The sequence below is a fragment of the Photobacterium sp. Hal280 genome (assembly GCF_037162255.1).
Classification (GTDB): Bacteria; Pseudomonadota; Gammaproteobacteria; order Enterobacterales; family Vibrionaceae; genus Photobacterium.
This window is the reverse complement of record NZ_JARLUO010000005.1, coordinates 2,088,144-2,108,426: the sequence shown is the minus strand read 5'-3', so window position 1 is coordinate 2,108,426 and position 20,283 is coordinate 2,088,144. Positions and strand designations below refer to the sequence as shown.

Sequence of the window (20,283 nt, the reverse complement as noted above, 5' to 3'; positions counted from 1 at the left end):
GTTGGCAAGATGAAAAGGCGATAGAAGCTGAAATTTTTCTCACTGCTATGACTGGCTGAAGGCCTGTTGCTCAAGGCTTTTGCTGGCAAAGATTCTGTGGATAATGGTCGGCCTGAGATCAGTGAGGAGAAATCACATGCAAGATTTACAGCAGGCAAATCTTCAACCGGAGCAGATGCTGGCACAATTGCCTGAATTTATGGTGAAAATTGAGAGGCTTGCTGAAGAGCTGGGGTTGGATCTTTCTGCCTGTCAGGCAGACCACATTGCCCTGCGGGTCAATCGTACGGCACTAGCGACGGCACTGCATCAGGCATGGCTGACATACGGTGATGAGTGGTCAACCAATGTGATCAATGGTCGTCCGATTGTGGTGATTGGCTTTCATCAGCCCCTGCAAGCGGGTCAATGGCAGATTGAAGCACTGGAGCTGCCTTACCCGGGCGATAAAACTTACCCGGTTCAGGGGTGGGAGCATGTTGAGTTTGTGGTGCCTTGTCAGGCGTCAACCACAGCGGAATTCAAAGCGGCTCTGGAGGCGCGTTTTCCCGCATTGAACTGGGATAAAGTGGCCAAAGCGGGCATAGCGGTGAAAGCGAGTTCGCCGGCAGGGGAGAAAGAGCGGCTGGCTAACCCGACCTTTGCGTTTAAGAAAAACGGAGTGTGTATTAAGCTGCATCCGTGTTCGCTGAAAGCCGTGATCGAGAGTGAAGGCTGATCTGAGCCATAAAGCCAGGGCGGAGAAGTGATAAACACTTTTCCGCCACAGGTTTACAGCACCACGGTGCGATTACCGTAAACAAAGACCTTGTCTTCGACGACTAGGCTGAGTGCCTTGCTCAGGACAGATTTTTCGACATCACGCCCTGAACGGGCCATGTCTTCTGCACTGTAGTTATGATCTACCGGAATGACATTCTGGGTAATGATAGGGCCTTCATCCAAATCATTGGTAACGAAGTGGGCGGTGGCACCAATGATTTTTACCCCGCGCTCATAGGCTTGCAAGTAAGGTTTCGCGCCAATAAATGCCGGAAGGAAACTGTGATGAATATTGATAATCCGGTGCGGAAACTGAGCCACAAAACCAGGGGTCAGAATACGCATGTATTTTGCCAGCACCACATAATCGGGAGAATACTGGTTTACGCAGTCCAGTAATTTGGCTTCATGCTCTTCACGGCTTAAACCTTCATGGCAGACATGGTGAAAGGGAATATCAAACTTTTCCACCAGGCCGGCCAGTTTGTCGTAGTTACCAACAACAGCCGCAATCTCAATATCCAGTGTCCCGTCATAGGCTTTGACCAGGATATCGCCCAGGCAGTGTGCTTCTTTGGTCACCATAATCACGACTTTCTTGCGGGCAGAGCTCACCAGGCGGCGGTGGCTGCCTTCTGGCAGGGCGCGATCCAGATCGAACAGAAAGGTTTCATCGTTGAACACCCCTTCCAGCTCAGTACGCATAAAGAACTGCCGATGGCGGTGATCGACAAATTCTTTGTTATGGATAATGTTGAGTTGATGTTTGTAACAGATGTTGGTGATCTTAGAAATCAATCCCATGGCATCCGGGCAATCGGTGAGCAGGGTTTTCTTTTCCATGGTGTCCTTATGTTGCGTGCATATATGTATTCGTTGTGTCATTAATTATTTACATGGCTTTGTTTTCGACGTCAAAAGATTTTGTGATCTGACTCAATAATTTTTCCTGGTAACTGCTGCTGGCTGTTGCGGGGCAATCTTGGCATAATCTCGAAAGATACTGGATAAATAACCAATAGATTGGCGCTCATGATTGCAAAATTCTTTCAACCCGGCGGTGCACTGGAAAAGGCGATACCTGGTTTTCAGGCACGTCAGCCTCAGATTGATATGGCAGAAGCGGTCGGGCGGGCAATAAAACACCAGCAGCAGTTGGTGGTCGAAGCAGGAACCGGCACAGGCAAAACTTTTGCGTATCTGGTGCCGGCTTTGATCAAGGGCCATAAAACCATTATCAGTACCGGCTCGAAAAACCTGCAGGAGCAGCTTTTCTACCGGGATCTACCTTTGATGACCCAGGCGCTGGGCTATACAGGGAAAGTGGCGTTACTGAAAGGGCGCTCAAATTATCTCTGTCTCGACCGGCTCAGCCGTCAGATCACCGAAAGCCATGGTGGGTTTGTCGACCCGGGCATGCTGAGCCAGCTGGTGACGATTCGCAGCTGGTCTTCAGCCACCAAAACCGGTGATATCAGCGAGTGTGATTCGATTGCCGAAGACAGCCCGGTGATCCCGACGATTACCTCAACCAACGACAACTGCCTAGGAAGGGAGTGCCCGTCTTTTGAAGACTGCTTTGTTGTGAAAGCCCGGCGAAAAGCCATGGATGCGGATGTAGTGGTGGTGAATCACCATTTGTTTATGGCGGATCTGGCCATTAAAGAAACAGGTTTTGGCGAGCTGATCCCGGAAGCCGATGTGTTTATTTTTGATGAAGCCCATCAGATCCCCGATATTGCCAGTCAGTATTTCGGCCAAAGTCTGTCGAGCCGGCAACTGCAGGATCTGGCGAAAGACATTACTATCGGTTATCGCACTGAAGCACGTGATATGCGTCAGCTGGAAAAAACCGCAGACCGGCTGAGTCAAGCCGCTGCTGATATGCGACTGGTGATGGGTGAACCCGGCTATCGCGGCAACTGGCGTGAGGCGGTGAACAGCCCGGCCATTCAACGGGAGCTGACGCGGCTCAATGATGCGTTGGATCTGGCACATGACGTGCTCAAACTGGCACTTGGCCGCAGTGAGCTGCTGGATGCCGCATTTGAACGAACCACCTTGCTGAAAGCCAGACTGACACGCTTGTGTGATACCTCGATTACCGGCTATTCCTACTGGTATGAATGCACCCCCCGCCATTTTACGTTGCATATTACGCCGCTGTCGGTCGCAGAGAAGTTTCATGAGCAGATAGAAAAGCAAAAAGGCGCCTGGATCTTTACCTCAGCGACACTGGCCGTTGATGAAGATTTCAGTCATTTCAGTCATCGCTTAGGGCTGCAGCCAGCGGAGCAGATGTCGCTGACCAGCCCGTTTGATTATGAGCAGCAGGCGTTGCTGTGTGTTCCCCGTTTTTTACCTGAACCCAACAGTCACGGACTGGCGGACAAACTGGTGACTCTGATGGCACCTGTGATTGAAGCCAACCAGGGGCGGTGCTTTTTCCTGTGTACCTCGCACCAGATGGTACGGGATCTTGCTGAAGGTTTTCGCGCCTGTCTGGATTTGCCTGTGCTGGTTCAGGGAGAAACCAGTAAGCAAAAACTGCTTTCAGAATATCTGGAATTGGGAAATGCGCTGCTTATTGCAACAGGTGCGTTCTGGGAAGGGATTGATGTTAGAGGGCAGGCGCTGAGCTGTGTTATTATCGATAAACTTCCCTTTACCGCGCCGGATGACCCATTATTGAAGGCGCGGATAGAAGATTGTCGTTTGCGTGGCGGGGACCCCTTCGCGCAGGTGCAGATACCGGATGCGGTAATCACCCTCAAGCAGGGAGTTGGCCGGTTAATCCGAGACCAGCAGGATAAAGGCGTGCTGGTTATCTGCGATAATCGTTTGGTCACGCGCCCTTATGGCGCTGTATTTTTAAGAAGTCTGCCGCCGATTCCCCGTACGCGGGATGTTGACGGTGTCGGACAATTTCTGTCTGGACTGCACGCCGAGCAGCAAGCAGCCGACAGCCAGCATTCAGAGGCTTGAATGAGCAGTAAGATTTTAGCGGTTGATACCGCGACTGAAAATTGTTCTGTTGCGCTTTTAGTGGGCAGTGAAGTGATTGCGCGTTGTGAGTTTGCGCCGCGTGAACATACCACCAAAATTTTGCCTATGGTTGATGAAGTCCTCGCCGAAGCGGATTTGCGTTTAACCCAGTTAGATGTGCTGGCGTTCGGCCGTGGCCCGGGGAGCTTCACCGGAGTGCGGATTGGCATAGGTATCGCTCAGGGACTGGCATTTGGTGCCGGCTTACCCATGATCGGTGTGTCGACACTGGCCGCAATGGCTCAGGGAAGCTACCGTTTGCATCAGGCCAGCCATACCCTGGCGGCTATTGATGCGCGCATGGGCGAAATTTACTGGGGACAATATCAGCGCCAGCAAGATGGCGACTGGCAAGTTCTGGGTGAAGAAGCCGTGCTGCACCCGGAACACGTATCAGAGCGCTTGATTTCTGTACCGGATATCCGCTGGTTTACCGCAGGGACCGGCTGGCAAACCTATCAGGAACAATTACAGGCTTTGGCTGTCGAAAAGCAAGCCGGCACAGTGCTTTACCCTGAAGCTCAGGATATGGCATGGCTGGCTCAATTTGCTCTGCAGCGTGGTGAAGTCGTCGATGCTGAACATGCCAGCCCTGTCTATCTGCGTGATGAAGTGACATGGAAGAAATTGCCCGGCCGTGAATAATGGGTATTCACAGCGAATAAGACACACAGGTCAATATGGTCAACATACCCCGTTTACCGACAGCAACGCAGGCGCCGCAACGGCCGAAGCGAACTGAGAAGCAGCGCAAGGCTGAGCAGACAGCTGCGCCTGTTTCTCAGCCGACTGTGGTGGCTAAAGCGGTGGCGGAAACGATCAAGGATCCGGCTTTTATCGAAGAAGTTCAGGCCAGGGTGCAGTACGACAGCCCGCAGGGGAAAAATAAGCAGGCATTGTCGGCTTATCTGGATGTGCTGCATCAGGCGAAACGGGAAGAATACTCTCATTTGTTAGGTGTGGATTTCTACGTTTGAGCTTCGATGCCGGCAGAGCATCAGACGCGAATTTCTCTTTTTGACAAGGATCCTGTGGTGAAAAAATCTATATTGGCACTTGCCCTGATCGTACTCAGTGGTTGCAGCCAGCTGCCAGACAGCCTGCAAACATCAACCGAGACACCAGTCACCGACTTAACCCTAGTGATTGAAGACCCTCAGGGCGTACAGGGTCAAGAGGTGCGTCTGGGAGGCGTGATTGCCTCAGTGGTCAACGAAACGTCACGTACGCGGCTGGAAATAGCCAGTCTGCCGATAGACAAATCAGGCAAGCCTGAACTGAATGCGTCGCCTCAGGGGCGATTTATTGCTTATGTGGATGGCTTTGCCGATCCCATCGAATACGCTCAGGGTAAACTGGTGACCGTTGCCGGTCAGCTGCGTGGCAGCGAGGCGGGTAAAATTGGTGATTTTGATTACACCTATCCTGTGGTGTTTGCGACAGGCCAGCAGATCTGGCAAATCAAAGCGCAGATCCGTGTTGATGATGTGAGTGCCTACTACCGTTGTCTTGGCATCCGCTGTCAGTACATCCATTATGGTTTGCGGCCGGATAATCTGGATGTCCAGTACCGCGTTACCCCTTAGTTACCACTACCTACCTGATTGAACAGCGAAACTTACTATGATGTTTGAAAGCCGCTTACCGCTTGCCGACATTGAGCTGGCGGTAATCACGTCTTTTTCTCCTTGCCGGGAAAGCATAAGTCAAGGCGTGCTTAAACCAATAAGCGACTCTGACAAAGATCGTCCGACGCTTTTATTTCTGCACGGATGGCACGATAACGCAGCTAGCTTTGCTGTGCTGTTTGAGCCACTGGCTGCGAGGTTCAATCTGGTTGCAGTGGACTGGCCCGGGCATGGTCTGTCTGCGCATCGTCAGACAGATAATTATTACTACTTCATGGACTATGTCGATGATCTGGCTCAGATCGTACAGTCTCTGTCTTCTCCAAATCTGATGCTGGTTGGCCATTCTCTGGGAGCGCTGGTTGCGGCAGCCTATGCAGGGGCCTTTCCCGAATCGGTCACCGGACTGGTGCTGATCGAAGGGCTTGCGCCACTCCATGAAAGCGCTGAGCTGGCGCCTCAAAGATTGCGGCAGGGGATTGAAAGCCGGATGCGGCGCAGGCAGCGTCAGGGCGCAGAACTTAAACTGGATTCGTTTCAGGCCGCATTATCTGTTCGTTGTCGGGTAAACGGATTAACACCCGAGCAGCTGAGACCATTGGTACAGCGAGCAACCTATACCGATGGCCAACACTGGTACTGGCGTCATGACGATAAGTTGCGTTGCGACTCGTTATTCAGGATGACAAAGGAACAGGTTCAGGCGCTGATGCGGCATGTTGAGTGCCCGGTATTGTCCGTGATCGGAGATAAAGGTTTTTCATACCTGAAAGAACCGGACGCTGGTTTGTCATGGCTGAAACAGGCCGGACAAATCGTGGTACCTGGCGGTCATCACTGTCATCTTGAGAGCCCTCAGCTGGTTTGTGAGCAGATTTTGCTGCTCAGTTCAAAAATCAATAAGCTGGTCTAATCAGTTGTGTTAATTCAATGTTAATTGTGCTGTAATGCTTGCATAGAACAAGTGTTTGAATGTCCCGCTACAGCCATTTTTTGGCGCTTGAAGCCCTAATAAATATAAGGAGAGTGCATGGTGGATAAGGTTTGGCTTAACCGCTATCCGGATGATGTACCGGCTGAAATCAACCCTGATACTTACACGTCATTGGTTGAACTGTTTGAACAGTCCGTCCAGAAATATTCCGATCAAACGGCCTATATCAATATGGGCCAGGTGATGACTTTCAGAAAACTGGAAGAACGCAGTCGTGCATTTGCGGCCTATCTGCAAAATGACCTGAAGCTCGAGAAAGGTGATCGGGTGGCTGTCATGATGCCAAACCTGCTTCAGTATCCTATCGTGCTGTTTGGTATTCTCCGTGCGGGTTGTGTGGTGGTTAATGTGAACCCACTCTACACACCTCGCGAACTGGAACATCAACTGAATGACTCTGGTGCAAAAGCCATTGTGATTGTGTCGAATTTCGCCCATACGCTGGAGAAAATCGTCGACAAAACCAGTGTTAAGCATGTCATTTTAACCAGCCTGGGGGATCAGCTTTCGCGTCCCAAAGGTACACTGGTTAATTTTGTGGTGAAGCACATTAAAAAGATGGTCCCTAAATACCACCTGCCACATGCCACCTCACTGAATCATGCGCTCAAGCGCGGGCGCAGAATGCAATACGTGAAACCTTTCATTTCAGGAGAGGACATCGCATTTCTGCAATACACCGGAGGGACAACCGGCGTAGCGAAAGGCGCAATACTGACGCACAGAAATATGATTGCCAATGTGCTGCAGGCGAAAGCTGCCTACGGACCCATTTTGCATGAGGGCCGTGAACTGGTGGTCACAGCGCTTCCGCTGTATCACGTTTTTGCTCTGACTGTGAACTGTCTGCTGTTCATTGAAATGGGTGGCCAGAACCTGCTGATTACCAACCCCAGGGATATTCCCGCTTTTGTCAAAGAGCTGAAGCGCTATCCGTTCACTGCGCTGACAGGCGTCAACACACTGTTCAATGCACTGCTCAATAATGAAGATTTTCTGGAGCTGGACTTCAGTCGTCTGCACCTGTCTGTGGGTGGCGGGATGGCCGTACAGCGTGCCGTTGCCGAGAAATGGTTAGCAACCACCAAGAGCTATTTGCTGGAAGGGTATGGCCTGACTGAATGTTCACCGCTGGTGGCCGCTTATCCGCATAATCTGACTGAGTACAATGGTTCGATCGGCCTGCCAGTGTCTTCGACAGACATTCGTATTGTGGATGAAGACGGTAAGGTTTTGGCCATGGATCAAACCGGCGAGCTGCAGGTCAATGGTCCTCAGGTGATGAAAGGTTACTGGCAGCGCCCTGAAGCAACGCGTGAGGTGCTGACCGAAGATGGTTGGTTATCGACAGGCGATGTTGTGCGCTTCGACGAAGACGGATTCTTACATATCGTTGACCGCAAGAAAGACATGATTCTGGTCTCCGGCTTCAATGTGTACCCCAATGAAGTGGAAGATGTCGTTGCCCTGCACAACAAGGTGCTGGAAGTGGCGGCAATCGGTCAGCCGGATGAAGCCTCGGGTGAGGTGGTGAAGATTTGTGTTGTGAAACGCGATCCCAGCCTGACCCGCGAAGAATTGCTGTCGCATTGCCGTCAATACCTGACCGGCTATAAAGTGCCGAAAGTCGTGGAGTTCAGAGATGAGCTGCCGAAAACCAATGTCGGTAAAATTCTGCGCCGGGCACTGCGTGAAGAGTCAGAGAAGGCAGCGCAAAAAGAGACAGCGCAAGCATAATCCTGAAATTTAGGATAAACTTGTTTCAAGTACAGTGCCGGCTTACACAGCCGGCACTTTGTTTTGTGCCAGCTGTCAGTATTCATCAGAGAATGGCGTTAAGACACAAAGAAAAACAGGCTGGTATCTGCTTGTTATGTTGAAAAAGGTGAGTTTTGAAATTTGAGATTATAACCACGAATGACAGACTGGCTGAGGTTTGCCAGCAGGCAAGTCAACAACAGGCGGTCATGCTGGATACCGAGTTTGTTCGTACCCGGACCCTGTTTGCTCAGTTGGGACTGATCCAGCTTTATGACGGCGAACTTCTGTCTTTGATTGATCCCCTCAAGCTGACAGATATGTCGCCGCTATGGGCGTTGATGAAAGATCCTGATGTCGTGAAAGTACTGCATGCCTGTGGTGAAGATCTGGAGGTGTTCCAGTCTGTTGCCGGTTGCATGCCAGCGCCTATGCTGGATACTCAGATCATGGCGGCCTTCATCGGTCATGGCCTGTCGACGGGCTTTGGCGCCTTAGTGCAGGAGTATCTGGGGATTGAGCTGGAAAAAGGTGAAGCCAGAACGAACTGGCTTGCTCGTCCTCTGAGTGACAAGCAGCTTGATTATGCCGCCGCAGATGTTTTTTATCTGTTGCCTCTTTATCAGCAGCTTTTGGTAAAAGTGGAAGCGAAAGGGTGGATGGATGCCCTGCGTCAGGAATGCGAAACTATGCTGGTGAAACGTAGCCGTGTTCCCGACCCGGAGCAAGTTTACACCGACATAAAGAATGCCTGGCAGCTTTCCCCTAAACAATTGGCTATCTTACAGAAGCTGGCTTCCTGGCGTCTTCAGGAAGCCAGAAAGCGCGATCTGGCACTTAACTTTGTATTGAAAGAGCTGCATCTTTGGAAAATTGCCCGATATGAGATCACCTCAAAAGCGGTGATGGCCCAGGAAGGTTTTGATGAGCGCGAGATTCAAAGACATGGCAACCGTTTGATTTCCATTGTGAAAGAGGTTGAAAAAATGAGTCAGTTGGATTATCCGCAGCCATTATTTCGCCTGATGGAAATGCCCGGCTATAAACAAATGGTCAAACGCATCAAAGATGAAGTGAATGCCGTGGCCAAAGAAACTGGGCTGGCGACTGAGTTTCTTGCTTCGAAGAAGCAAATTAATCAGTTGCTGAGCTGGGCATGGAAGAAGGGCTGTCCTGAAGATCAATTGCCTGAAATGTTGTCTGGCTGGCGAAGAGCGCTGTTTGCTCACCGGGTTCTGCCTCTGGTGCAGGCTTAAAATTTGTACAGTAACAAACCAAGTCAACATTTGAAAAAATCCCCGGCGAACCGGGGATTTTTTTATTTTTCATCGGGCAGGGTGACATTGAGTTCAAGTACCGACAGGTCTTCTTCTTTCTGATCCAGGTGTACCGTGACATGTTCAGGCGATACATCAACGTAACGGCGAATGACCTCCAGAATATCCTGCTTCAGTTGGGGCAGGTAACTCGGATTACCCATACTCGCGGAGCGACGTTCAGCAACAATGATCTGCAGCCTTTCTTTCGCCACACTCGCGGTCGACTGTTTTTTGGGGCGGAAGAACTCTAGCAAAGCCATAGTGTGGTTAGCCTCCAAATATGCGTTTTAGGAAGCCTTTTTTCTCTTCCTCTAAGAATCGGAACGGGCGGTCTTCACCCAGTAAGCGTGCAACTGTGTCCTGATATGCCTGACCTGCGTCTGAATCGGCATCCAGGATCACTGGTTCACCTTTGTTGGATGCATTCAGAACAGACTGGCTCTCAGGTATTACGCCTAACAGTGGAATGTGCAGAATTTCTTCAACATCAGCAACGCTGAGCATATCACCATGAACCACACGAGAGGGATTATAGCGAGTGAGCAATAAGTGTTGCTTAACCGGTGTTTCACTGTTCTCGGCTCGACGGGATTTAGAGTCGAGAATACCAAGGATACGGTCTGAGTCACGCACAGAGGCTACTTCAGGGTTGGTGGTGACTATCGCCTCATCGGCAAAGTATAACGCCATCAGCGCGCCTGTCTCTATGCCTGCCGGTGAGTCACAGATGATAAAGTCGAAACCCAGTGCATCTAATTCAGCCAAGACTTTTTCGACACCTTCTTTACTCAGGGCATCTTTGTCACGGGTTTGTGAAGCCGGCAACACGAACAGGTTTTCTACACGCTTGTCCTTAATCAGCGCCTGATTAAGCTTTGCCTCGCCATTGATAACATTGACGAAATCATAAACAACGCGGCGTTCACAACCCATAATCAGGTCCAGATTCCGCAGGCCGATATCAAAATCAATGACGGCCGTTTTTTTACCTTTTAAGGCCAGGCCGGACGCAATGGCCGCACTGGAGGTCGTTTTACCTACCCCACCTTTACCTGAGGTCACCACGATAATTCGTGCCATCTGTATTATTCCTTTTCAAAGTTATACAGCCAGATGCTCTATATTTAAATTGTTGTCAGTCAGAGAGATAGCGACACTTTTTCCCCAAAAAGCGTCTTGAATTTTGTCACTTAGCCAATAATTACCAGCAATAGATATCAACTCTGACTGTAAATTATGGCAGAAAATCTGAGCATGAGTTTGGCCGCTGGCGCCGGCAATTGCCCGGCCACGCAAACACCCGTAAATATGGATACATCCATCAGCAATAATTTCAGCACCTGCGCTGACATGATTCAATACGACGAGATCGCAATTTTTTGCATAAATCTGTTGCCCCGATCTCACCGGGGTGCGAATCACTTTTGCCGGCTCCATTACCGGGCTGGAGGCCCGGGCCTGCTTGGCCGCATTCATAATGGCAAAACCGGCTGATTTTGCCTGCGCTTGCAGGTGAGAGGGCTTGCAGCCACTGATCCCGACAGGGATCATGCCCGCATCCTGAATGCCTTGTCGAAGTTGTTCGAAATCAAGTGCTCTGCCAGCCTGGCTGACATCAATCACCAGAGGCGCATGGGCAAAGAATGCCGGAGCTTGCTCCACTTTGTCCTTCAGGAAACTGATTGCCTGTTCTAAGCCGCCGTCAGCCAAGTGTAAAGATGAGAGCGTGTAACTGCCCCCTTTTAATTCTGCCGTTTTTGTCATGGCTTATTCATCTTACGCGGACAATTTCGCGCTCAGGTACGTTATCACATAGGTTATAGCATGGTATATTCCCAGGCAGGTCTCAGCAAGTTCTCCTTGTCAGAGTTCGGTATAAAGTTTAAATGATAGCCACAATCGTGAACGCAGAACGCAGAGGAGCCCTGATCCTGATTCGGGTTGGAATGTTTTCTGCTTTTTGTGGTCAGATACTGGTGATTGGTAACCTGCAGGTCAGCTCATGTTTTGTGCAATTTATAAAAGTTCTAAAAAAGAAAACACCTATTTATATATCAATACCAAAGATGATTTTTCAGATGTACCTGAAGCCTTATTGAACACTTTTGGTACACCTCAGTTTGTAATGGTGCTAAAACTGAGTGATGAGAGGAAGTTAGCATTGGCGGATATCAATAAGGTACGGGAGTTGCTCTCTACCCAGGGGTATTACCTGCAAATTCCGCCACCTGTGACTAACCTTCTAGACGAATACAAAGCAAAAAAGTCAGAAAATAATACATGACGATGAAAGGGTGGATATGCGTAAGCAATGGGTAGCAGTCTTTGTGTCCTTAGGACTAGGCCTTGCATCACCGATAGTAACGGCTGATGAAAGTTTTGATAATTATGTCTCCGGGCTAAAACAAGAAGCACGTGAGAAGGGGATAGATGATTCGATTCTTGAATCCGCCTTCGCTGATGTTGCATTCATAGAACGTGCAGTTAAAGCTGATAAAAATCAGCCAGAAAAGAAATTAACACTGGATGAATATTTACCCAAAGCCGTTCCCCAGTGGAAAATTGAACAGGCGAACAAGTATTATCAGCAGCATAAACCGGTACTGGAGCGGATCGGGCGTCAGTATGGTGTTCAGCCCAGATTCATTGTGGCATTGTGGGGCGTGGAAAGTAATTTTGGTCGCTTAACCGGCTCATATAATGTCATTGAGGCATTGACGACGCTCGCCTATGAAGGCCGACGTGAAGCTTTCTTCCGTGAGCAAGTCATGGCGGCTTTAACTATTTTACAGCAAGGCCATATCACTGCAGCAGAAATGAAAGGCTCCTGGGCCGGTGCCATGGGGCAGCCTCAGTTTATGCCGACCTCATACCTGACCTTTGCTGTTGACGGAAATGACGACGGTAAAGCTGATATCTGGAAAACGGAAGATGATGTTTTTGCTTCTGCAGCCAATTACCTGAGTAAATCAGGTTGGGATGACAAATACACATGGGGACGCCAGGTGCGCATTCCTGAGGGGTTGAGTGACAGTCTGAAGGGTGTGGAATCCCAAAAGATGAAAACGCTGTCTGAGTGGGAGCAACTGGGTGTGCGCCGTTTGAATGGCACCGCATTGCCTAAGGTGGAGGTCAATGCATGGCTGGTGCAACCCGATGATAATCATGGCAGAGCTTACTTAGTGTACGGTAATTATCAAACATTATTAAAATGGAACCGATCGCATTATTTTGCGTTAGCCGTCAGTACGCTGGCAGACAGTATTCGATAGCTGCAGGTTTAGCTGAACAAAAAAACGACATGCACTATTAATGGCGAATAATAAAAAAGCCCGGCATTGCTGCCGGGCTTTTTGATCAGCTGTAATCAATCTTGTTTGATCACAGTTTGAAATCGTCCAAAGATTTACCTTCATCCAGTGCTTTTTTAAGAGCGCTTGGTGTACGGCCTTGGCCTGTCCAGGTTTTCTCTTCACCGTTTTCATCGATGAACTTGTATTTAGGCGGACGTGCTGCACGCTTAGTTTTTGCTTTACCAATGTTTGCCATCAGTTCTTCAGGGTCAATACCATCAGCCAGTAGCATATCTCGGTATTGCTTCAGTTTCTCTTCGCGCTCTTTTTCTTTCGCGATTTCTTCCGCTTCTGATTCTTCACGTTCATCAACCACGGTCTGAAGTTTTTCCAGGGCTTCTTTCAGTTGCTCCAGTGAATATTCGCGAGCAAGTGCACGAAGACTACGAAGGTTTAATAGCGCTTTCATTGCATCAGACATTTCAAATTTCCTGTTGGCGTTATACTAATTATTAGTGAATCACTTTATATCTGCAATAGTAATACTTTTTAAACCCAACTGCCAAATAAAAATGTTAATTTACATTATTAATCAGGCGGTTTTTTATACTTGAACTTTATCTTTGGACAATGAAAGACGGCACCATTCGTTTTTTTGCTTGTTAATAAAATGGGAATGTACGAATATTTTAACTTGCTGTAGTGCTAATAATTTCATATTAATTACAGTGTGTTTTGGGCGTAAATGTAAGTAAATACAGAAGATTAGTGCGGTAGTATTAACTCAAAGTAGCAGATATTGGCTTTCTGTAGTTGCAAATCAGATAACAAAAAGTAGAATACGCGATTCCTTGACTAAGGGTAGAGGTGCATTATCTATCAGTAACTGGCGGGAGGTGACCCCGAGGAACGTCAGTGAAAGGAGCTAATGCCGAAGTAAGGTTGGTCTGTCAAATCACCTTGCTGGGGTTGTCGTCGAAAGGGGCAACACTGCCATAGTAACTTACAATTAACTATGGAGCGCTACTGTGGGGTCGGGAGGGGCAACAGTCTCTTTCCTATATCGCTTCCCATCACGGTTGACATCGGTACCGTGTTTAACAGTAGATCTCCAACCACGATCGGTTGTAGTAGAGATCATGAACCTAGTAGATTTTTCCCAATCTTCCATTTCCATTTTACCGCCACTTGTGGCGTTAAGCCTTGCTATTCTGACTCGACGAGTGCTTCTCTCGCTGGGTATTGGCATTTTGATCGGTGCGTTTTTGCTGACTGATTTCAGTATGTTCAATACTGTTTCTTATTTAAGAAACAAAATTGAAGGGCTGTTTATAGATGGTGATAGCATCAATACCTGGAATATGAGTATTGTTGCTTTCTTGCTTTTATTAGGCATGACCACGGCATTACTGACGCTCTCCGGCGGTACGCGTGCCTTTGCACAATGGGCGCAAACTAAGATTAAAAGTAAACGCGGTGCAAAACTTTTAGCGGCTTTTCTTGGCGTGTTTATTTTTGTTGATGATTATTTCAACAGCCTGGCGGTTGGTTCGATTTCCCGGCCTGTGACCGATCGCTTTTATGTTTCCCGCTCTAAACTGGCTTATATTCTGGACTCCACTGCCGCGCCTATGTGTGTACTGATGCCTGCATCCAGTTGGGGGGCATATATCATTACAGTGGTGGGTGGCATTCTGGTTTCACATGGTGTGACTGAATATTCTGCGTTAAGTGCCTTCATGCAATTGGCACCCATGAATTTTTACGCCGTGTTCGCGCTGCTGATGGTATTTGTTGTTGCCTGGTTCCAATTAGATGTTGGTCTGATGAAGAAGCATGAAGTTCAGGCCAGTCATGCTCGCGGGTTTGACAATGATGAAATTCATGCCGAAGCGAAAGATTTGAACGACGAACTTGAAATCGAAGAAAGTGAACATGGAAAAGTGGGCGATCTCATTATTCCTATTCTGGTGCTGGTGGCCGCCACATTATTCTTCATGATCTTCACCGGTAATCAGAGTTTGCAGGCGGATGGTAAACCGTTTTCTATTCTCGGCGCCTTTGAGTCTACCAATGTCGGGGCCTCTTTGTGTTACGGCGGCCTGCTGGGGTTATTATCGGCACTGGTTGCCGTGGGACGTCAGGCCATTCCGGTAAAGCACATTCTGCATGCTTTATGGATTGGTGCGAAATCCATGTTCGGCGCGATTCTGATTCTGTTTTTCGCCTGGACAATCGGTAGCATCATCAGTGATATGGCAACAGGTAAATTCCTGTCGACTTTGGTTCAGGGCAATATTAACCCTGTCTGGTTGCCTGTGATTCTGTTTTTGCTGGCCGGCATTATGGCGTTCTCGACCGGTACGTCCTGGGGCACGTTTGGGATTATGCTGCCGATAGCCGGCGATCTGGCGGCGGCCACTGACATCAGCCTGATCCTGCCTATGCTCAGCGCTGTACTGGCTGGTTCTGTCTTTGGGGATCATTGTTCACCGATTTCAGACACCACCATATTGTCTTCAACCGGAGCGCGCTGTAATCACATAGATCATGTGTCGACCCAGTTGCCTTACGCGTTGTCTGTTGCACTCGTCTCTGCGGTCGGCTTTACCGTGTTAGGGATGACGGAGTCTCTGGCTGTGTCTTTCGTGGCAGCGACGGTCGCATTCTTACTGGTTTGTGTCTGCCTCGGCTGGATTGCCAAACGTCCGCTGAAAGCCATGCCAGAAATGTCCCGATAAAACCAATGCGGTTTTGATGTTGAACCGGTTTAGTCGTGGACTGAGCCGGTTTTTTTATCCCTGTGTCTACGAATGCATCGTCAAGCTGACTCATCGTATGAAGCGGAGAGCCAGGCTTCCAATTCGCATGCTTCTTCGGTAGCATCTTGCGACATTCAGAGTGATGCGGAAAGCCTGATGGCGCAAATGTATTTTTATTACTCGGCGATGAATGCCGGGAAGTCGACGACGCTGTTGCAGTCGTCGTTCAATTATCGTGAACGCGGCATGTCGCCGGTAATTTTTACCGCAGCCATTGATAATCGGTTTGGTCAGGGCAAGGTCAGTTCGCGAATTGGCCTGTCTGAAGAGGCTGAACTCTATAGCCCGGAAGATAACCTGTGGGAAAAGCTGTCTCAGATGAACAGCTTGTCACGGGTTGATTGCGTGTTAATGGATGAATGCCAGTTCCTGACGAAGGCCCAGGTGCACCAGTTGACTGAAGTGGTCGATAAACTGGATATCCCGGTGCTTTGCTATGGTCTGCGTACCGATTTTCGTGGCGAGTTGTTTGAAGGCAGTCAGTATCTGCTGGCCTGGGCCGACAAACTGGTCGAACTGAAAACCGTTTGCCATTGCGGCCGGAAAGCGAATATGGTGATCCGCCATGATGCGTCAGGTAATGCCATAGCGGATGGCGATCAGGTTGAAATCGGTGGTAATGACAGATACGTATCGGTTTGCCGGAAGCATTATAAAGAAGCGATGGAACAAGCTCGTCAGGCTGCGAAAAGTGCCTGATAAAGCAAACGCAAAATGAAGGCGTAATAAAAAGGAAGCTGTTAAAGCTTCCTTTTTTTATTGGGATCGATTGCCGGGTTAACCTTTGTGTCTTTCTTGCAGCTTGGCTATCACATCAGACAGGCTCAGCCCCTGATCCTGGAGCAACACGATCAGGTGATACATCAGATCGGCCGATTCGGAAATTACTTCCTCTTTGTCACCCGCCGTTGCCGCAAGCGCGACTTCAACGCCTTCTTCGCCCACCTTCTGCGAAATCCGCTTGGTGCCACGAGCGTAAAGGCTGGCGGTGTACGAGGACTCAGGATCGGCGCCTTTACGGGCTGCCAGCACTTGCTCCAGTCGGTGAAGAAACACCAGGTCAGGGGCGGTAGCACTTTCGCCGCTGTCTGTAATGCCCTTGTCGAAGCAGGTGGTCGTACCGAGATGGCAGGTGGGGCCAACAGGCTCGGCGCTGACCAGTAGGGTGTCTTGATCACAGTCGAGCTGAATCTGTTTGAGTTGCAACACATTGCCGGATGTCTCGCCTTTGGTCCAAAGACGTTGTTTGCTGCGAGACCAGAAAGTCACCTGCCGGGTATCCAGCGTTTTGCTGAGGGCTTCATCATTCATGTAGCCCAGCATCAGTACCTGGCCACTGCGGCTGTCCTGCACCACGGCGGGAACCAGACCGTCGACTTTGGCCCAATTAATTTCACTGTTCAGGCTCATAGTCGGATCTCCACCTGTTGTTGTTTGAGGTATTGCTTGAGTTCGCCAATGTTAATGATTTGCTTGTGGAAAACCGAAGCGGCGAGGGCACCGTCGACTTTGGCAATCTTAAAGGCATCGGCAAAATGCGCCATTTCACCGGCGCCGCCGGAGGCAATAAGCGGGACTTTGCAAAGGTCGCGCACCAGATTCAGCTGAGTCAGATCATAACCCTGGCGAACACCATCCTGGTTCATCATATTCAGCACGATTTCACCTGCCCCGCGGCGCTGCACTTCCTCAATCCAGTCAGCGGTTTGCCACTGGGTGACCTGGGTACGGCTTTCATCACCGGTGAACTGGTAAACCTGATACTGACCGGTTTTGGCATCAAAGTAAGAATCGATACCCACCACAATACATTGCACGCCGAATTTGTCGGCCAGCTCAGTGATCAGCGCAGGGTTGGCTAACGCCGGCGAATTGATTGAAATCTTATCTGCGCCAAATTGCAGAATTTGCCGGGCATCGTCGGCGGATTTAATGCCGCCAGCAACGCAGAACGGAATGTCGATGACTTCGGCGACGCGTTCGACCCAGCTTTTGTCAACCACACGGCCGTCGCTGGACGCTGTGATATCGTAGAAAACTAACTCATCGGCCCCTTCTTCCGCGTAGCGTTTTGCCAGCGGCACGATGTCACCGATGATTTCGTGATTTCGGAACTGGACGCCCTTAACGACCTGGCCGTCACGGACATCCAGGCAGGGAATAATACGTTTTGCTAACATGTCAGGCTCCTTATCACGCGTTCCAGCAGGCAAATGCCTGCTCTGCGGTAAATTTACCGTCCAGCAGGGCACGGCCGACAATCACGCCGGCCACACCTGAGCCTTTCAGCGCAGCAATGTCGTCCAGTGATCCGATACCACCGGATGACTGGAACTGAACGTCCGGGTATTGCGCACATAAGTCGCGGTACAGATCGACATTAGAGCCAGCCAGCGTACCGTCGCGTGAGATATCCGTGCACAGAACATGCTTTAAGCCCACAGTGCGGAAATCTTCAATCAGGGCTTCAATGGTGACACCTGAATCTTCCTGCCAGCCGGAGACTGCGACTTTACGCTGGCCGTTGTCATCAATGTTAACGTCCAGCGCCAGTACGATACGTTCCGGGCCGTACTTTTCCATCCAGGCCTTCACGATTTCCGGTTGTTTTACTGCGGTTGAACCAATCACAACACGCTGTGCGCCGGCATCCAGCAAATCCGCTACATCTTGCTCACTGCGAACGCCGCCGCCAATCTGGATATTGGCTGGCGTGCTGGCCAGCAGGGTGCGGATTAAATCGAGCTGACGTGCTGAAGTGTCTTTCGCGCCGGTCAGATCCACCAGGTGCAGCCAGTCAGCTCCTGACTGGTGATACAGTGCAAACTGCTCTGCAGGGTTGACTTTATACTCGGTCACCTGACCGTAATCGCCCTGAAACAGGCGGACGACCTGACCATCTATTAAATCGAGTGCGGGAATAATCATAACCAGTCCTTGTCGTCCTACATATCGAGAAAGTTTTGAATCAGTTGCGCACCGGCTTTACCGGACCGTTCAGGGTGAAACTGCACCCCGTAGTAATTGCCGCTTTGCACTGCGGCAGTAAAGGGCTGGCCGTATTCACAGCTGGCTATGGTTCTGCCTTGCTCAGTATTGAATGCCGGCATAGCGTAGCTGTGAACGAAATAGAAATAGCTGCCGGCAGGGATGCCGTTAAACAAGGGATGGCCCTGTTCCGGGGTAATGGTATTCCATCCCATGTGCGGTAAGGGCAGCTCACCTGTGTGCATTTTCTGCACCGGGGCCGGACAGAGTTTCAGGCACGGCACGTGCTGCGTTCCATTCTGGCCTTGCTCTTGCGAATACTCACCCAGCAGCTGCATGCCCAGACAGATGCCCAGCAAGGGTTTGTCGACCTGGCTGATCAGGGTGATCAGATCGCGCTCGGCCAGGTTTTTCATGGCCTCACTGGCGGTACCGACACCGGGCAGGAAGAGTTTATCTGCCGCCAGCACAATCTCAGGATCCCGGCTGACGGTCACCGGATAACCCAAACGTTCAATGGCAAATCGCACTGACGACACGTTGGCGCATCCGGTATCAATGATCACCACTTTCTGTGTTGAATCAGTCATTACAGCACCCCTTTACTGCTTGGCAGCTCGTTGCCTTCCACTTTAATGGCCTGGCGTAAGGTACGGCCAAAGGCTTTAAACAGGCTTTCAACGATGTGGTGATCGTTGTTGCCATCGGAAGAAAGGTGCAACGTGCAGGCCAGGGTATCGGTCAGGGAACGAAAGAAGTGCGGGACCATTTCCGTTGACAGATCACCGACATTTTCACGGCTGAACTTGGCATCGAATTTCAGATAGGGGCGGCCGGACAGGTCCAGCGCACACTGAGCCAGGCACTCGTCCATGGGCAGGCTGAAACCAAAGCGGCCGATGCCGCGTTTGTCGCCCAGCGCTTCTTTCAGCGCCTGGCCCAGTGCCAGTGCGGTGTCTTCCACGCTGTGGTGATCATCAATGTGCAGGTCGCCATCCACGGTCAGGATGAGCTGGAATCCGCCGTGAGTGGCAATCTGATCCAGCATGTGATCGAAAAAGCCCAGACCGGTCTCAATCACATTGCCGCCGGACTGATCCAGATTGACCTTGACTCTGATATCGGTTTCTTTGGTTTTGCGAACCACTTCAGCAATGCGTGGGCGAGTGGTGAGGTCGGCCACGATCTGCGCCCAGCCCAGGTTTTCGCGCTGGTACTGAATCCCCCGGAGAGCCATGTTGTCGGCCAGCTGCAGATCGGTCTGACGATCGCCGATCACCGCAGAGGTGGCAAAATCGACACGGCCCTGTTGCAGGTAATCTTTGACCAGGCCAAGCTTCGGCTTGCGGCAACTGCAGTTGTCGTGTTCAAAGTGCGGGCAGATCAGCACCTCATCGAAGCGAACGCCCTGAGACTCGAAAATGGCCATCATCATATTGTGCGGGGCATCAAAGTCAGCCTGCAGGTAACTGTCGGTACCCAATCCGTCCTGGTTGGTCACCATGACCAGTTTATAGCCTGCCTCCTGCAGTTTTAACAGGGCAGGGATGACGAAGGGCTCCAGCTCAAGTTTGTCCAGCCGATCGACCTGAAAGTCTACCGGCGGTTCGGCAATCAGCGTACCGTCGCGATCAATAAAGAGAATTTTTTCCTTGCTCACAATAGAATCCTTCC

Annotated in this window: 22 protein-coding genes and 1 riboswitch; of the genes, 12 read left to right on the top strand and 10 right to left on the bottom strand. The window is 50.2% G+C overall.

All coding sequences use genetic code 11. The features are described 5' to 3' along the window. Positions 1-136 precede the first annotated feature (136 nt). Complete coding sequence (locus P4S53_RS19055; RefSeq protein WP_337113921.1) at positions 137-718, top strand: VOC family protein; 582 nt, start codon at positions 137-139, stop codon at positions 716-718. A gap of 53 nt (positions 719-771) precedes the next feature. On the opposite strand, the gene purU is transcribed toward P4S53_RS19055, so the two are convergent. Then, positions 772-1,605: a formyltetrahydrofolate deformylase gene (gene purU / locus P4S53_RS19050; RefSeq protein ID WP_027253486.1), complete on the bottom strand. Its 834-nt coding sequence runs from the start codon at positions 1,603-1,605 to the stop codon at positions 772-774. A gap of 189 nt (positions 1,606-1,794) precedes the next feature. On the opposite strand from purU, the gene P4S53_RS19045 reads away from it, so the two are divergent. From P4S53_RS19045 to rnd, 7 genes are all read left to right on the top strand, one after another. Continuing rightward, entirely contained in the window at positions 1,795-3,747 is a 1,953-nt protein-coding gene (locus P4S53_RS19045) for an ATP-dependent DNA helicase (RefSeq protein ID WP_337113920.1), read from the top strand. Further along, complete coding sequence (tsaB, locus tag P4S53_RS19040) at positions 3,748-4,452, top strand: tRNA (adenosine(37)-N6)-threonylcarbamoyltransferase complex dimerization subunit type 1 TsaB (protein WP_337113919.1); 705 nt, start codon at positions 3,748-3,750, stop codon at positions 4,450-4,452. 35 nt (positions 4,453-4,487) lie between these two features. Further along, entirely contained in the window at positions 4,488-4,784 is a 297-nt protein-coding gene (locus P4S53_RS19035; protein WP_337113918.1) for a chromosome partitioning protein ParA, read from the top strand. Positions 4,785-4,841: 57 nt separating this feature from the next. Next, on the top strand, positions 4,842-5,393 hold the full coding sequence (locus P4S53_RS19030; RefSeq protein WP_337113917.1) for a Slp family lipoprotein: 552 nt from the start codon (positions 4,842-4,844) through the stop codon (positions 5,391-5,393). Between the two features lie 37 nt (positions 5,394-5,430). After that, the gene (locus tag P4S53_RS19025) at positions 5,431-6,348 is read left to right on the top strand and encodes an alpha/beta fold hydrolase (protein WP_337113916.1); all 918 of its coding nucleotides are present in this window, start codon (positions 5,431-5,433) and stop codon (positions 6,346-6,348) included. A gap of 120 nt (positions 6,349-6,468) precedes the next feature. Beyond that, the gene (gene fadD / locus P4S53_RS19020; protein ID WP_337114535.1) at positions 6,469-8,166 is read left to right on the top strand and encodes a long-chain-fatty-acid--CoA ligase FadD; all 1,698 of its coding nucleotides are present in this window, start codon (positions 6,469-6,471) and stop codon (positions 8,164-8,166) included. Between the two features lie 155 nt (positions 8,167-8,321). Further along, positions 8,322-9,443 (top strand): ribonuclease D, encoded by a 1,122-nt coding sequence (gene rnd / locus P4S53_RS19015; RefSeq protein ID WP_337113915.1) that lies wholly within the window; start codon positions 8,322-8,324, stop codon positions 9,441-9,443. Positions 9,444-9,505: 62 nt separating this feature from the next. Here rnd and minE read toward each other — a convergent pair whose 3' ends face one another. Genes minE through minC form a run of 3 tightly spaced genes read right to left on the bottom strand, consistent with a single transcriptional unit; the run spans position 9,506 to position 11,270 of the window. Beyond that, positions 9,506-9,766 (bottom strand): cell division topological specificity factor MinE, encoded by a 261-nt coding sequence (gene minE, locus P4S53_RS19010; RefSeq protein ID WP_027253478.1) that lies wholly within the window; start codon positions 9,764-9,766, stop codon positions 9,506-9,508. A 7-nt stretch (positions 9,767-9,773) separates the two neighbouring features. Continuing rightward, complete coding sequence (minD, locus tag P4S53_RS19005) at positions 9,774-10,586, bottom strand: septum site-determining protein MinD (RefSeq protein ID WP_337113914.1); 813 nt, start codon at positions 10,584-10,586, stop codon at positions 9,774-9,776. A 21-nt stretch (positions 10,587-10,607) separates the two neighbouring features. Further along, a complete protein-coding gene (minC, locus tag P4S53_RS19000) occupies positions 10,608-11,270 on the bottom strand; it encodes a septum site-determining protein MinC (protein WP_337113913.1) in 663 nt (220 codons plus the stop codon). Between the two features lie 238 nt (positions 11,271-11,508). On the opposite strand from minC, the gene P4S53_RS18995 reads away from it, so the two are divergent. Both P4S53_RS18995 and P4S53_RS18990 read left to right on the top strand, forming a co-directional pair. Then, a complete protein-coding gene (locus P4S53_RS18995) occupies positions 11,509-11,790 on the top strand; it encodes a YcgL domain-containing protein (RefSeq protein ID WP_337113912.1) in 282 nt (93 codons plus the stop codon). A 16-nt stretch (positions 11,791-11,806) separates the two neighbouring features. After that, positions 11,807-12,778 (top strand): lytic murein transglycosylase, encoded by a 972-nt coding sequence (locus tag P4S53_RS18990; RefSeq protein WP_337113911.1) that lies wholly within the window; start codon positions 11,807-11,809, stop codon positions 12,776-12,778. Positions 12,779-12,887: 109 nt separating this feature from the next. On the opposite strand, the gene P4S53_RS18985 is transcribed toward P4S53_RS18990, so the two are convergent. After that, positions 12,888-13,280: an H-NS family histone-like protein gene (locus P4S53_RS18985; RefSeq protein ID WP_027253473.1), complete on the bottom strand. Its 393-nt coding sequence runs from the start codon at positions 13,278-13,280 to the stop codon at positions 12,888-12,890. 373 nt (positions 13,281-13,653) lie between these two features. Beyond that, positions 13,654-13,833, top strand: a riboswitch (Lysine riboswitch). Positions 13,834-13,938: 105 nt separating this feature from the next. Here P4S53_RS18985 and P4S53_RS18980 point away from each other — a divergent pair. Both P4S53_RS18980 and P4S53_RS18975 read left to right on the top strand, forming a co-directional pair. Then, positions 13,939-15,540, top strand: coding sequence for a Na+/H+ antiporter NhaC family protein (locus tag P4S53_RS18980; RefSeq protein ID WP_337113910.1), 1,602 nt, complete (start codon positions 13,939-13,941; stop codon positions 15,538-15,540). Between the two features lie 177 nt (positions 15,541-15,717). Further along, positions 15,718-16,320, top strand: a complete 603-nt coding sequence (locus P4S53_RS18975) for a thymidine kinase (protein WP_337114534.1) — start codon at positions 15,718-15,720, stop codon at positions 16,318-16,320. Positions 16,321-16,398: 78 nt separating this feature from the next. On the opposite strand, the gene hisIE is transcribed toward P4S53_RS18975, so the two are convergent. The 5 genes from hisIE to hisB are packed head-to-tail and all read right to left on the bottom strand — an operon-like array spanning position 16,399 to position 20,269. Then, the gene (gene hisIE / locus P4S53_RS18970) at positions 16,399-17,031 is read right to left on the bottom strand and encodes a bifunctional phosphoribosyl-AMP cyclohydrolase/phosphoribosyl-ATP diphosphatase HisIE (protein WP_337113909.1); all 633 of its coding nucleotides are present in this window, start codon (positions 17,029-17,031) and stop codon (positions 16,399-16,401) included. After that, a complete protein-coding gene (gene hisF / locus P4S53_RS18965) occupies positions 17,028-17,801 on the bottom strand; it encodes an imidazole glycerol phosphate synthase subunit HisF (RefSeq protein WP_337113908.1) in 774 nt (257 codons plus the stop codon). The genes hisIE and hisF overlap by 4 nt, the downstream gene beginning before the upstream one ends. Before the next feature lie 13 nt (positions 17,802-17,814). Then, entirely contained in the window at positions 17,815-18,549 is a 735-nt protein-coding gene (gene hisA, locus P4S53_RS18960; RefSeq protein WP_337113907.1) for a 1-(5-phosphoribosyl)-5-[(5-phosphoribosylamino)methylideneamino]imidazole-4-carboxamide isomerase, read from the bottom strand. Positions 18,550-18,566: 17 nt separating this feature from the next. Continuing rightward, positions 18,567-19,199, bottom strand: a complete 633-nt coding sequence (hisH, locus tag P4S53_RS18955) for an imidazole glycerol phosphate synthase subunit HisH (protein WP_337113906.1) — start codon at positions 19,197-19,199, stop codon at positions 18,567-18,569. Continuing rightward, positions 19,199-20,269 (bottom strand): bifunctional histidinol-phosphatase/imidazoleglycerol-phosphate dehydratase HisB, encoded by a 1,071-nt coding sequence (gene hisB / locus P4S53_RS18950; protein WP_442958674.1) that lies wholly within the window; start codon positions 20,267-20,269, stop codon positions 19,199-19,201. Before hisB ends, hisH begins: the two co-directional genes overlap by 1 nt. Positions 20,270-20,283: the final 14 nt, after the last annotated feature.

Excerpts from the sequence above, each read along its gene's own strand:
- minD (WP_337113914.1), bottom strand. The coding sequence starts at position 10,586 with ATGGCACGAATTATCGTGGTGACCTCAGGTAAAGGTGGGGTAGGTAAA.
- P4S53_RS19025 (WP_337113916.1), top strand. The coding sequence starts at position 5,431 with ATGATGTTTGAAAGCCGCTTACCGCTTGCCGACATTGAGCTGGCGGTA.
- P4S53_RS19035 (WP_337113918.1), top strand. The coding sequence starts at position 4,488 with ATGGTCAACATACCCCGTTTACCGACAGCAACGCAGGCGCCGCAACGG.
- hisH (WP_337113906.1), bottom strand. The coding sequence starts at position 19,199 with ATGACTGATTCAACACAGAAAGTGGTGATCATTGATACCGGATGCGCC.
- P4S53_RS18980 (WP_337113910.1), top strand. The coding sequence starts at position 13,939 with ATGAACCTAGTAGATTTTTCCCAATCTTCCATTTCCATTTTACCGCCA.
- minE (WP_027253478.1), bottom strand. The coding sequence starts at position 9,766 with ATGGCTTTGCTAGAGTTCTTCCGCCCCAAAAAACAGTCGACCGCGAGT.
- hisIE (WP_337113909.1), bottom strand. The coding sequence starts at position 17,031 with ATGAGCCTGAACAGTGAAATTAATTGGGCCAAAGTCGACGGTCTGGTT.
- purU (WP_027253486.1), bottom strand. The coding sequence starts at position 1,605 with ATGGAAAAGAAAACCCTGCTCACCGATTGCCCGGATGCCATGGGATTG.
- tsaB (WP_337113919.1), top strand. The coding sequence starts at position 3,748 with ATGAGCAGTAAGATTTTAGCGGTTGATACCGCGACTGAAAATTGTTCT.
- P4S53_RS19045 (WP_337113920.1), top strand. The coding sequence starts at position 1,795 with ATGATTGCAAAATTCTTTCAACCCGGCGGTGCACTGGAAAAGGCGATA.
- hisF (WP_337113908.1), bottom strand. The coding sequence starts at position 17,801 with ATGTTAGCAAAACGTATTATTCCCTGCCTGGATGTCCGTGACGGCCAG.
- hisA (WP_337113907.1), bottom strand. The coding sequence starts at position 18,549 with ATGATTATTCCCGCACTCGATTTAATAGATGGTCAGGTCGTCCGCCTG.
- P4S53_RS19055 (WP_337113921.1), top strand. The coding sequence starts at position 137 with ATGCAAGATTTACAGCAGGCAAATCTTCAACCGGAGCAGATGCTGGCA.
- P4S53_RS18975 (WP_337114534.1), top strand. The coding sequence starts at position 15,718 with ATGGCGCAAATGTATTTTTATTACTCGGCGATGAATGCCGGGAAGTCG.
- P4S53_RS18985 (WP_027253473.1), bottom strand. The coding sequence starts at position 13,280 with ATGTCTGATGCAATGAAAGCGCTATTAAACCTTCGTAGTCTTCGTGCA.
- P4S53_RS18995 (WP_337113912.1), top strand. The coding sequence starts at position 11,509 with ATGTTTTGTGCAATTTATAAAAGTTCTAAAAAAGAAAACACCTATTTA.
- minC (WP_337113913.1), bottom strand. The coding sequence starts at position 11,270 with ATGACAAAAACGGCAGAATTAAAAGGGGGCAGTTACACGCTCTCATCT.
- P4S53_RS18990 (WP_337113911.1), top strand. The coding sequence starts at position 11,807 with ATGCGTAAGCAATGGGTAGCAGTCTTTGTGTCCTTAGGACTAGGCCTT.